14 protein-coding genes are annotated in these 12,188 nt (G+C 45.9%); all 14 read left to right on the forward strand.

The window, feature by feature from the left end:
• The first annotated feature begins 24 nt into the window (after positions 1-24).
• The 14 genes from ruvA to nadA all read left to right on the forward strand — a co-directional run bounded on the left by ruvA (position 25) and on the right by nadA (position 12,110).
• Positions 25-639 (forward strand): Holliday junction branch migration protein RuvA, encoded by a 615-nt coding sequence (ruvA, locus tag DBX26_RS05170; RefSeq protein ID WP_065296612.1) that lies wholly within the window; start codon positions 25-27, stop codon positions 637-639.
• Between the two features lie 89 nt (positions 640-728).
• Positions 729-1,733, forward strand: a complete 1,005-nt coding sequence (gene ruvB, locus DBX26_RS05175) for a Holliday junction branch migration DNA helicase RuvB (protein ID WP_065296613.1) — start codon at positions 729-731, stop codon at positions 1,731-1,733.
• 462 nt (positions 1,734-2,195) lie between these two features.
• Entirely contained in the window at positions 2,196-3,782 is a 1,587-nt protein-coding gene (gene cydA / locus DBX26_RS05180) for a cytochrome ubiquinol oxidase subunit I (RefSeq protein ID WP_014231356.1), read from the forward strand.
• Between the two features lie 17 nt (positions 3,783-3,799).
• Complete coding sequence (cydB, locus tag DBX26_RS05185) at positions 3,800-4,936, forward strand: cytochrome d ubiquinol oxidase subunit II (protein ID WP_020332892.1); 1,137 nt, start codon at positions 3,800-3,802, stop codon at positions 4,934-4,936.
• A gap of 12 nt (positions 4,937-4,948) precedes the next feature.
• On the forward strand, positions 4,949-5,056 hold the full coding sequence (gene cydX, locus DBX26_RS05190; RefSeq protein WP_000270284.1) for a cytochrome bd-I oxidase subunit CydX: 108 nt from the start codon (positions 4,949-4,951) through the stop codon (positions 5,054-5,056).
• Positions 5,049-5,351, forward strand: a complete 303-nt coding sequence (ybgE, locus tag DBX26_RS05195; protein WP_014231358.1) for a cyd operon protein YbgE — start codon at positions 5,049-5,051, stop codon at positions 5,349-5,351. The genes cydX and ybgE overlap by 8 nt, the downstream gene beginning before the upstream one ends.
• 172 nt (positions 5,352-5,523) lie before the next feature.
• Positions 5,524-5,943, forward strand: a complete 420-nt coding sequence (gene ybgC, locus DBX26_RS05200; protein WP_014231359.1) for a tol-pal system-associated acyl-CoA thioesterase — start codon at positions 5,524-5,526, stop codon at positions 5,941-5,943.
• A complete protein-coding gene (gene tolQ / locus DBX26_RS05205; RefSeq protein WP_014231360.1) occupies positions 5,933-6,631 on the forward strand; it encodes a protein TolQ in 699 nt (232 codons plus the stop codon). Before ybgC ends, tolQ begins: the two co-directional genes overlap by 11 nt.
• Before the next feature lie 3 nt (positions 6,632-6,634).
• Complete coding sequence (locus DBX26_RS05210; protein ID WP_118118098.1) at positions 6,635-7,078, forward strand: ExbD/TolR family protein; 444 nt, start codon at positions 6,635-6,637, stop codon at positions 7,076-7,078.
• A gap of 13 nt (positions 7,079-7,091) precedes the next feature.
• Complete coding sequence (gene tolA, locus DBX26_RS05215) at positions 7,092-8,159, forward strand: cell envelope integrity protein TolA (protein WP_118118100.1); 1,068 nt, start codon at positions 7,092-7,094, stop codon at positions 8,157-8,159.
• Between the two features lie 13 nt (positions 8,160-8,172).
• A complete protein-coding gene (tolB, locus tag DBX26_RS05220; RefSeq protein WP_118118102.1) occupies positions 8,173-9,525 on the forward strand; it encodes a Tol-Pal system beta propeller repeat protein TolB in 1,353 nt (450 codons plus the stop codon).
• A 30-nt stretch (positions 9,526-9,555) separates the two neighbouring features.
• Positions 9,556-10,080, forward strand: a complete 525-nt coding sequence (gene pal / locus DBX26_RS05225; protein WP_014231364.1) for a peptidoglycan-associated lipoprotein Pal — start codon at positions 9,556-9,558, stop codon at positions 10,078-10,080.
• Positions 10,081-10,098: 18 nt separating this feature from the next.
• The gene (gene ybgF / locus DBX26_RS05230) at positions 10,099-10,854 is read left to right on the forward strand and encodes a tol-pal system protein YbgF (RefSeq protein WP_014231365.1); all 756 of its coding nucleotides are present in this window, start codon (positions 10,099-10,101) and stop codon (positions 10,852-10,854) included.
• Between the two features lie 194 nt (positions 10,855-11,048).
• Positions 11,049-12,110 carry a quinolinate synthase NadA gene (nadA, locus tag DBX26_RS05235; protein ID WP_020332896.1) on the forward strand — a complete coding sequence of 354 codons (1,062 nt, stop codon included), beginning with the start codon at positions 11,049-11,051 and terminating at the stop codon, positions 12,108-12,110.
• Positions 12,111-12,188 lie beyond the last annotated feature (78 nt).

Genomic DNA, 12,188 nt, shown 5'->3' on the forward strand with positions numbered 1-12,188 from the left:
ATTCATTTCCAAAGAGTATTTATCGTGATTGGACGTCTTCGCGGCACCTTGCTAGAAAAGCAACCTCCTGAAGTTTTAATTGAAGTTAACGGCATTGGTTATGAAGTTCAGATGCCAATGAGCTGTTTCTACGAGCTGCCAAACATCGGCGAAGAAGCCATCATTTATACTCATTTTGTTGTTCGCGAAGATGCTCAGCTGCTTTACGGTTTCAATACCGTAAAAGAGCGTGCGTTGTTCCGTGAAGTGATTAAAGCAAACGGCGTGGGCCCTAAATTGGGCTTGGGCATTTTGTCTGGTATGACAGCAAGTCAGTTTGTTACATGCGTTGAACGAGAGGATGTTTCAACACTCGTTAAGCTGCCGGGCGTTGGTAAGAAAACCGCTGAGCGCCTTGTGGTTGAAATGAAAGACCGTCTGAAAGGGTGGGGTGCTGGTGATCTCTTTACCCCATTTACCGATGCCGCACCGGCAGATTCCGCAACGGCTGCATCTAACAACGCAGAAGAAGAGGCGGTGAGTGCGCTACTTGCTCTGGGTTACAAACCAACCCAAGCCTCGAAAGTCGTGTCTCAAATTGCGAAGCCGGATATGAACAGCGAACAGTTGATCCGTGAAGCGCTAAAATCAATGGTGTAACGCTAGTCCGAAGGTAAAAGTTTGCCAATGGCAATAAGTTGCTTAAGGTAATCCATTCTCTCAGGTAACCATTTTTTCAAGGTAACAAGATGATTGAAGCTGATCGTTTAATCGCTCCAGAAAACCCGGCGTTTAGGGAAGAAGACGTCATTGACCGTGCAATCCGTCCGAAAAAGTTAGAAGACTACCAAGGTCAGGATCACGTTCGAGGCCAGATGGAGATCTTTATTAAAGCGGCACAGCTGCGTAATGAAGCGTTAGATCACCTGCTGATTTTTGGTCCTCCTGGCTTGGGTAAAACCACACTCGCCAATATCGTTGCTAACGAAATGGAAGTGAACATTCGTACCACTTCAGGCCCTGTGCTGGAAAAAGCAGGGGACTTAGCCGCGCTGCTCACCAACTTAGAAGAAAACGATGTTCTCTTTATCGATGAAATCCACCGCTTGAGCCCAATGGTTGAAGAGGTACTTTATCCCGCGATGGAAGACTACCAGCTAGATATTATGATTGGTGAAGGTCCGGCAGCTCGCTCAATTAAAATCGATTTGCCGCCATTTACCTTAATCGGCGCGACGACACGTGCTGGTTCACTGACGTCACCATTACGCGACCGTTTTGGTATCACTCAGCGTCTTGAGTTTTATAAGATTAAAGACCTGCAGGACATTGTTCAGCGTAGTGCGGATTGTTTAGGTCTCTCTATGGACCCGGAAGGGGCTTTAGAGGTCGCACGTCGTGCTCGAGGCACACCTCGTATTGCAAACCGTTTATTACGTCGTGTGCGTGATTATGCAGAAGTGAAAGGCAATGGTCACATCTGTGCTGATGTCGCTGATAAAGCACTTAACATGCTTGATGTTGATGCTCAGGGCTTCGACTATATGGACCGTAAACTTCTCCTCGCGATTATGGAGAAGTTTGGCGGTGGTCCGGTTGGCCTCGATAACATGGCAGCGGCTATCGGTGAAGAAAAAGACACCATAGAAGACGTGCTGGAACCTTATCTGATTCAACAAGGTTATTTACAACGAACACCACGGGGTAGAATTGCCACTGATAGGGCTTATCTCCACTTTGGAATCGAAAAATAGAAAGTAAAAAGGCTGGGCAAATTGCTCAGCCTTTTTGCTTTTGGTGATCTATATCTCATTTATTGAATTTCTTTAATTCCTTTTTAGTTAACAGAAAAGTTCTAGTTGTTGCGCTAATGTTTGCCTGTAGCCCGTTATTTACTCCCCTGATTACCCAGCCTTAACATTTGCGTCAGGTGTTGTTTGATTTGCGTCAAGGTGATGGATTTTTGTCCACGTTCTGTGCATAAATATTGATGTGTATCAAAGCGCATTCTGGCTATAAATCTTTTGAAACAATGTGTTTTTACAAGTAATATTAGCCACAGCTATATTAGCTGATGCTTAACAATTAACTAACCAACGAAGTACATTTTCGCAACAAAAAGTTGTGACAATTCAACATATTTCATGTGTGAATAACACTTGATTATGGATTGCAATATGTAGAGAGTGTCATTCAGCCGACACATAGGAGTTACCATGATTGACGTAGTTGATCTATCGCGGTTGCAGTTTGCACTAACAGCGATGTATCACTTCCTATTCGTACCATTGACCCTTGGTATGGCCTTCCTACTGGCCATTATGGAGTCGTTGTACGTAATGACGAATAAGCAAATCTATAAGGACATGACCAAGTTCTGGGGCAAGCTGTTCGGTATTAACTTTGCACTTGGTGTGGCTACCGGCCTTACCATGGAGTTCCAGTTTGGTACTAACTGGTCGTATTACTCGCACTACGTAGGTGACATCTTTGGTGCACCACTCGCCATCGAAGCACTGGTTGCGTTCTTCCTGGAGTCAACGTTTGTAGGCTTATTCTTCTTCGGGTGGGATCGACTGTCTAAACGTCAACACTTAGCGGTAACTTGGCTGGTGGCTTTAGGTTCTAACTTCTCAGCACTGTGGATCCTTATTGCGAACGGCTGGATGCAAAACCCAGTTGGCGCGGAATTCAACTTCGAAACCATGCGAATGGAAATGGTGAGCTTTGCAGAAGTTGTGTTTAACCCAGTTGCTCAGGTTAAATTCGTTCACACGGTAGCTTCTGGTTACACCTGTGGCGCAATGTTTGTTCTAGGCATCAGTTCATACTACCTATTAAAAGGTCGTGACGTGGCGTTCGCTCGTCGTTCATTTGCTATCGCAGCTTCATTCGGTATGGCAGCGATTCTTTCTACTATCGTTCTTGGTGACGAATCAGGCTATGAGCTTGGTGAAGTTCAGAAAGTGAAGCTTGCTGCAGTAGAAGCTGAATGGCACACAGAACCTGCACCAGCTGCATTCACGCTGTTTGGTATTCCTAACCAAGAAGACATGCACACTGACTACGCAATTAAGATCCCTTACGTAATGGGTATTATTGCAACTCGTTCTATCGATAAGGAAGTAACGGGCTTACGTGACCTGCATGATCAACACTTAGAGCGTATCCGTACGGGTATGTACGCGTACGAGCTGCTAGAGAAGCTTCGTGCGGGTGATAAGTCTGAAGAGAACATGGCTGCGTTCGATGAAGTGAAAGGTGACCTAGGTTACGGTCTACTTCTAAAACGCTACACAGAAAATGTTGTTGATGCGACAGAAGAGCAGATTCAAGCAGCAGCGGATGACTCTATCCCAACAGTGTGGCCGCTATTCTGGTCATTCCGTATCATGGTTGCGTGTGGCTTCATCATGCTATTCGTATTCGGCTTGGCGTTCATCCAAACGTGTCGTCAGAAGATTACACAGAAGAAATGGCTGCTTAAAGCTGCGCTATTCAGTATTCCACTTCCATGGATTGCTATCGAAGCCGGTTGGTTTGTTGCGGAGTTTGGTCGTCAACCATGGGCGGTTGGTGAGATTCTCCCAGTACACGTCGCTGCCTCAGCACTGACAGCGGGTGAAATCTTAACTTCACTATTCGCTATTCTGGCGCTTTACACTGCATTCTTGATTGCAGAAGTTTACTTAATGGTGAAATTCGCTCGTAAAGGTCCAAGTAGTCTGAAAACTGGACGTTACCACTTCGAGCAAAACGCTGACTCTGTTGAAGACAAAGTTAGTCGCCAAGTAGAAGCGTAAGACAAGGAGACAACAAGATGTTTGATTACGAAATCTTGCGATTCATCTGGTGGGTACTGATCGGTGTTCTACTAGTTGGTTTTGCAGTAACAGATGGATTCGATATGGGTGTAGGCGCGCTTGTACCTGTTATCGGTAAAAGCGACACACAACGTCGTGTCATGATTAACTCAATCGCGCCACACTGGGATGGTAACCAAGTTTGGCTTATCACTGCGGGTGGTGCATTGTTTGCGGCTTGGCCTCTAGTGTACGCAACGTCATTCTCTGGTTTCTACCTGGCGATGATCTTGACGCTTGCAGCGCTATGGCTACGTCCTCTTGGTCTGGACTACCGTTCGAAAATTGAAGATCCAAAATGGCGCAGAAACTGGGACATTTGTATCTCAATCAGTGGCTTTGTACCGCCAATTATCTTCGGTGTAGCTTTTGGTAACCTTCTACAAGGTGTTCCATTCCAATTGAGTGACTTCCTGATGCCAACGTATCACGGTTCATTCTTTGGCCTGCTAAACCCATTCGCGTTACTGTGTGGATTAGTAAGCTTGTTCATGATTCTGATGCAAGGTTCGAGCTGGCTACAGATGAAGACTACTGGCGAAGTGCATACTCGTGCGCGTAACGTCGCTCAGCTTACTGGTCTGCTAACTGTGGTAACGTTTGTTGTTGCTGGTTTCTGGGTTCAGAACATTGAAGGCTACGTAATTGTTGGTGGTATTGATACCAATGCAGCGTCTAACCCTCTGAACAAAGAGGTGATTCGTGAAGCAGGTGCGTGGATGAAGAACTTTGAAACCCACCCACTGCTATGGGCTGCACCAGTACTAGGTGTTGCGATGCCACTACTTACTGTTCTGGCTTCTCGCCTTGAAAAGTGTGCGACTTCGTTCATCACTTCAAGCCTTGGTGTTGCGGGTATTATCTTTACTGCTGGTTTTGCGATGTTCCCATTCATCATGCCGTCAGATCTAGTGCCTAGCCATAGCTTGACGATGTGGGATGCAACTTCATCTGAGCTGACGCTTAACCTAATGACAGGTGTTGCGTTTGTTATGGTACCAATCATTCTGGGTTACACGTCTTGGACTTACTACAAGATGTTCGGCCGCTTGGATGATAAGTACATTGAAGACAACAAAAACTCACTTTACTAAGGAGCAATCACTATGTGGTATTTCGCATGGATTCTAGGTGTACTACTTGCTTGTGCATTCGGTATCATCAACGCTCTTTGGTTAGAGCACTCAGAAATGATGGACAAAGACAGTGAGTGATCTCGCTGATAAGGTAGCGAAGTTGCATGAACCAACAGATAAGACTCTGCTGAGGGTCTTATCTCTCATCCTCGGCTTTATGCATGTTGGATTGGTCATGTGGGAGCCAGAAGCTTACAGCCAGGCGATTGGCGGGTTTAACGCCGTCATCGCTCCAGCACTGATTTGGGCAGTATGTTCAAGCATGGTGTTTGGGGTAGGCTTCAAGCCGAGAAGTTGGTATTGGCAAGTGTTATTCAGCCCATACTTTTCACTGACTATCTTATTGTACTTAACTGTACGCTATTTCATGTAGCTTGAAATAAGCTGAAATAAAGTCGGTTATTTCATCATCGATTAAAAGCCAGGCTCTTTGCCTGGCTTTTATTTTTTCTACAAAAATCAAAAATATTCCGCTCACTTGGTACCAATTCATATTGCTTAAGTTATAGTAACTACTTTAAAGAATTGACTCTATTGGTACTCTCTTGCAAGGCACATCTAATTCATTCCGCTGGCCGATCACCGTGTACTATGAAGACACAGACGCGGGTGGCGTTGTTTATCATTCAAATTACCTGAAATTCTTTGAGCGTGCCCGTACTGAAATGTTGCGTGCAAAAGGTATCTCTCAACAAGTGTTACTGGAACAAAACATCGGTTTCGTTGTCCGACACATGGATATCGATTTCAAACAAGGGGCAAAGCTGGACGAACATTTGACAGTCTTGACCCGAGTGTCAGAAATAAAACGTGCGTCTTTACAATTCTGTCAAGAGTTGGTCAATGATCAAGGGCGGATATTGTGCAGTACCTTTGTTAAGGTAGCATGTGTCGATAATAAGAAAATGAAACCAATAGCTATTCCAGCATTTATTAATTCGGAGCTAACAAATAGTGACTGCTGATATTTCCATTTTAGATCTCTTTCTTCAGGCAAGTCTGTTGGTAAAACTTGTGATGCTGACACTACTTGGTATGTCGATTGCGTCATGGGCGATGATCATTAAGCGCAGCAAAGTGCTTTCACACGCATCAAAAGATGCAGAATCATTTGAAGACAAGTTCTGGTCAGGTACCGATCTTTCTCAGCTTTACCAAAAAGTAAAAGCTCGTAAAGATGAAATCATCGGCACAGAAGAGATCTTCTACGCCGGTTTTACAGAATTTGCACGTCTACGTAAGAGTAACGCGAACTCTCCAGCTTACATTATGGAAGGGACAGGACGTGCCATGCGCGTTGCCGTTGCTCGTGAAGTTGATGAGCTAGAAACCAGCTTACCTTTCCTTGCTACGGTAGGTTCAATCAGCCCGTACATTGGTCTGTTTGGTACCGTTTGGGGCATCATGCATGCGTTTATCGCACTGGGTGAAGTAAAACAAGCAACCCTTTCGATGGTAGCACCAGGTATCGCAGAAGCGTTGATCGCGACGGCAATGGGTCTGTTTGCTGCTATCCCAGCGGTAATGGCTTACAACCGACTAAGCAACAAAGTAAGTAAGCTTGAGCACACTTACGCGACTTTCTCAGAAGAATTCCACAGCATCCTTCATCGTCAGGCGATGGCTGGCCGAGACAGCGCGGATAAGGAATAAAGCATGGCGGGTTACCAACCTAAAAAGCGCAAAATGACGGCAGAGATCAACGTTGTTCCTTATATCGACGTGATGCTGGTACTGTTGATCATTTTCATGGCAACCGCTCCATTTGTGACGCAAGGTGTTGATGTTGAATTACCGAAAACTTCAAACGCAACACCCGCGCAGGAGCTAGCCGGAGATACTGATAGCAGTTTCATCATTATCGAAATTGATCGCGATGGTAACTTAGGTCTGAGTGTCAACGATGAAGAAGTTCAACGTGGCTTATCACTGCAAGATGTGATTGTACGTGTGAAAGCTGAGCGAGCGCTTAAACCTGATTCACCTGTTGCGGTAGGTGGCGATGCAGCAACCCCGTATGCAGATGTAGTCCTTCTACTTGATGAATTGAGTCGTGCCGGTATCCCTAAAGTAGGGCTCCTGACCGATATCAGGGAATAAACGTCAACTATTCATGAAAGAAAAAAAGAACCAGACGAAAGAGTACTCCAAGCCGATAATGATATCGGTGGGTTTGCACGCCCTGTTGGTAGTTGCATTGCTTTGGGGTACTGATCTAACAATGTCAAAACCTGAACCAACAGGACAGATGGTTCAGGCCGTTGTTATCGATCCAAAGCTTGTTCAGCAACAAGCGAAAGAGATTCGTCAGCAACGCGAAAAAGCCGCTAAGAAGGAGCAAGAACGTCTGGATAAATTAAGACGGGAAGCCGAGCAGCTGGAAAAAAATCGCAAAGCTGAAGAAGAACAAATTCGCAAGCTGAAAGAGCAACAGGCTAAAGATGCTCAAGCTGCTCGTGAAGCGGAAGCCGAGCGCAAGAAAAAAGAGCAGGAACGCAAAGCCGAAGAGGAACGTGTTCGCAAAGAGCAAGAGCGAGCTGCTAAGCTTGAACAAGAACGTAAAGTCAAAGAAGAGGCGGTACGTAAAGCGGAGCAGGAACGTTTAGCGAAAGAAGCGGCGATTGCAAAAGCGGAACAAGAACGTGTGGCGCGCGAGAAAGCAGCGAAAGAAGCTGAAGAAAAAGCCAAACGTGAACGTGAAGCCGCGCAAAAAGCCGAGCAAGATCGTATCGCTAAGGAAAAAGCCGCTAAAGAGGCGGCAGAGCGCGAACGTAAAGCTCGTGAAGCTGCTGAGAAAGCCGAGCGTGAACGTAAACAACAAGAAGCAGCATTGGATGACATTTTTGCTGGCTTAGAAGATGAAGCAAGCCAAAACAGTGCGGCTCGTAACCAATTTATCAACGACGAGCTTTCTCGTATGTCGTCGATATACACTCAGAGTATTCAGCAAAAGTTGATTAAGGATGACTATTTGCTGGGAAAGGAGTGTAGGGTCAACATCAAACTGATTCCTACCGGGTCGGATATGATGGTTGCTGGTGTTACCGTACTGGGTGGCGATACGCGAGTTTGTGCGGCAGCTAAAAGAGCGATTGCACAAGTTGGGACGTTCCCTAAATCGTCAGAAGCTGCGGTCAATGAAAAACTGAAAGACATCAACTTAACGGTTGCTTTGGACTAAAAGGAACAGAGACGTGATTAAACGCCTTTTACTAGGAATGTTTGTACTGCTAAGCAGTATGACGAATGTAGCGAATGCTGCACTAGAGTTGGTTATTACCGACGGTATTGATTCAGCACGACCAATAGCTGTAGTTCCATTTAAATGGGAAGGTGCTGCGGCGCTGCCAACAGATATTTCTGCGGTAATAGCCTCTGATTTACAACGCAGCGGAAAATTCAGCCCGGTGCCGACAAACAAAATGCCACAGACGCCTTTTAATGAATCTGAGGTTAATTTTGATTCATGGACTAACCTGGGTGTTGATGCCTTACTGACAGGCTCTATCACGCAAAATGAGCAGGGTAATTATGTGGTTAACTACCAGCTTGTTGATATCGTTCGTGGTCAGCTAACTGGCGGTCAGGGTAAAGCATTAGGCGGTGATGGTGAACTCGTACTATCGAAAGACCATGTGTTGTTTAACAAAGTTGCGACTGTAGAAGCGTCTCGCATGCGTGAATACGCGCACCGCATTTCCGATTTGGTTTATGAGCAGCTGACGGGTGACCGCGGCGCATTCATGACCCGAATTGCCTATGTAGTGGTGAGTGACACTGAGCGTTTTCCTTACCAACTGCGTGTTTCTGACTACGATGGTTTCAACGAACGTTTGGTACTTCGCTCTAAACAGCCGTTGATGTCACCGTCTTGGTCTCCAGATGGCCAGAAGCTAGCGTATGTAAGCTTCCAAAACGGTCAGTCTGAAATTTACATCATGAATATCTACACTGGCGAACGAGAAAAGATTACTTCTTATCCTCGTCACAACGGTGCACCTAAGTTTTCGCCAGATGGAAGCAAACTTGCACTTGTTCTGTCGAAGACGGGGTCATTGCAGGTCTACACATTCGACCTGAGATCTCGCCAGCTCACACAAATTACGCGTGGCAGATCAAATAATACAGAACCGTTCTGGCACCCAGATGGAAAATCGTTGGTTTTCACATCGGATAGGGGTGGAAAACCTCAAATTTATCAAGTAGATTTGGGCAGCGGTGATACTAATCGTTTAACTTGGCAAGGTAGTCAGAACCTGAGTGGTCAAATCACACCTGACGGCAGATTCCTGGTGATGGTGAATCGCAGTGATTCAGGCTTTAACTTGGCAAAACAAGATTTAGAAACGGGTGCTCTTCAAGTTCTTACCAAGACCTTACTTGATGAGTCACCAAGTATTGCTCCAAACGGTGGCATGGTTGTATATAGCTCCATGTACAATAAGAAAAACGTACTTTCGATGGTTTCCATTGATGGTCGATTTAAAGCGAGATTACCTGCGACAAATGGACGCGTAAGAGCGCCTGCGTGGTCACCGTTTTTGTAATAATAAGATAGATTAATAAAGGAAAATAAGATGCAACTTAACAAGGTTCTAAAAGGGCTACTTATCGCGCTTCCAGTTATGGCTATGACTGCGTGTAGTTCAAGTGACGACGCTGCTTCAAGTACAGGTGACGCAACTAACCAAAGCGGCGCTGTTGAAACAACAGTCGTATCACCGATCGATCAAGCTGGTCAACTGACTGAGCAAGAGCTTAAAGAGCAAGCGCTACGCGAAACTCAAACTATCTACTTTGCATTTGATAACTCAACAATTGCTGGTGATTACGAAGAGATGCTAGCGGCTCACGCGGCGTACCTAAGCAAAAACCCATCACTACGCGTAACTATCGAAGGTCACGCTGATGAGCGTGGTACTCCAGAGTACAACATCGCGCTAGGTGAGCGTCGTGCTCAAGCAGTTGCAAACTACCTACAAGCACTGGGTGTTCAGGCAGACCAAATTTCAATCGTTAGCTACGGTGAAGAGAAGCCACTTCTTCTTGGCCAGTCTGATGACGTTTACGCTAAGAACCGTCGCGCGGTTTTAGTATACTAATTCGAGGGAATCCTCATGTTGTTCAGTAACACTAAGCGCGCTGTTGCGCTTACGTTACTGGCAAGTGCAGCGAGCTTTGCGTTCGCTGCACCAGCTCCAGTATCTGATCTCAACAGCACATCTTCAGTTTCTAAAAGTCGTTCATCCGAGACGGATGTCGAGCGATTAGAACGCCTACTGCAAAGTCGCAGCCGTCTTCAGTTCCAAATGCAAGAGCAAATTGACCAAATGTCACGAGAGATCAGTGATCTAAGAGGTCAGTTGGAACGAAACAACCATGAAATGAAGCAAATGCTTCAGAGGCAGAGAGAGCTGTTCGTTGAGCTTGATCGCATGCGTGGTGAGATGAAGTCAGCGCCCGTCGTTCAAGAGACGGAGTCAGCAGAACCGGGTGGTCAATACACTCCGAATGCGGATGAGCAAACGGCTTACCAAGACGCTGTGGATCTTATCCTTAAAAAGCGCGATTACGCTGGCGCAATTGCTGCATTCCAGCAATTCCAGAAGGATTATCCTGACTCCACTTACACAGCGAACTCACATTATTGGTTAGGCCAATTGTATTACGCTAAAAAGCAGGATAAAGACGCCGCGAAAAGCTTTATTGCAGTGGTTTCTTACAAAGATTCTAACAAGCGAGCAGATGCATTGGTGAAACTTGGCGATATCGCTGAGCGTAACAACAATGCTGAGCAGGCGAAGAAGTTTTATCAGCAAGTGGTCGATGAGTACCCAAATAGTGCCTCAGCAAAAATTGCAGGCGCTAAACTGTAACCACTGTCTTTGATTATTTCTAAAAGGAGCTTCTGGCTCCTTTTTCTTTTATTGGCCTGTGTATTAAGTTAATAAGTGTTAATTGGAACAAAGATATACGGCTAGAGCTCTATAAATCCTCGCTATGGGTTGGTTTTTGAAAATTAACGAGGTTACAATACGCGGATTAAAGGAAGTTGCGTAGAGCAAGAGCAATGAGCCATATACTAGATAAAATCGACACTGTTTACCCATTCCCTCCAAAACCTGTTCCGTTGAGCGAAGACGAGAAAGCGTCTTACATTGAGCGCATTAAAAAGCTGCTTAAAGAAAAAGATGCCGTCCTTATCGCGCACTACTACACTGACCCTGAAATTCAGGCGTTGGCTGAAGAGACTGGCGGTTTTGTTGGTGACTCGCTAGAAATGGCGAAGTTCGGTAACCGTCACCCGGCAAGCACATTGATCATCGGTGGCGTTCGCTTTATGGGCGAATCGGCGAAGATTCTAACTCCGGAAAAGCGCATTCTAATGCCAACGTTGGAAGCGGAATGTTCGCTTGATCTTGGATGTCCTGCGGATAAATTCAGTGAGTTCTGTGATGCTCACCCTGACCATACGGTTGTGGTTTACGCCAATACATCTGCAGCGGTTAAAGCTCGTGCTGACTGGGTAGTCACATCAAGTATTGCACTTGAAATTGTTGAACACCTGGACGCAGAAGACAAACCAATCATCTGGGGTCCTGACCGTCACCTGGGTTCGTACATTGCGAACAAGACCGGCGCTGACATGCTGCTGTGGCAAGGCGAATGTGTGGTTCATGATGAGTTCTCTGCTGACGCACTGCGCAAAATGAAAAGCGTATATCCAGACGCTGCGATTCTAGTTCACCCAGAATCACCAGCAAGCGTGGTTGAATTGGCCGACGCTGTTGGCTCTACAAGTCAGCTAATCAAAGCCGCGAAAGAGCTTCCTCACAAGCAAATGATCGTGGCAACCGATAAAGGCATCTTCTTCAAGATGCAGCAACTGGTTCCTGAAAAAGAGCTTATCGAAGCCCCAACAGCAGGTGCTGGTGCGACATGTCGTAGCTGCGCGCATTGCCCTTGGATGGCGATGAACGGCTTGAAAGCGATCGAACAAGCACTTCGTGAAGGTGGTGCAGAGCATGAAATCTTTGTTGATGAAGAGCTTCGCGTTAAGTCGCTTATCCCACTAAACCGCATGTTAGATTTCGCAGAACAGCTTAATATGCAGGTAAAGGGTAACGCGTAAGTTTTTCGCATTATCTTAAGATGAATCTCAAAAACCAGCCGAATATGGCTGGTTTTTTTGTGTCTTACAATCAATGGG

The organism is Vibrio sp. dhg (assembly GCF_003443775.1).
In the GTDB taxonomy this organism is placed as follows: Bacteria; Pseudomonadota; Gammaproteobacteria; order Enterobacterales; family Vibrionaceae; genus Vibrio; species Vibrio natriegens.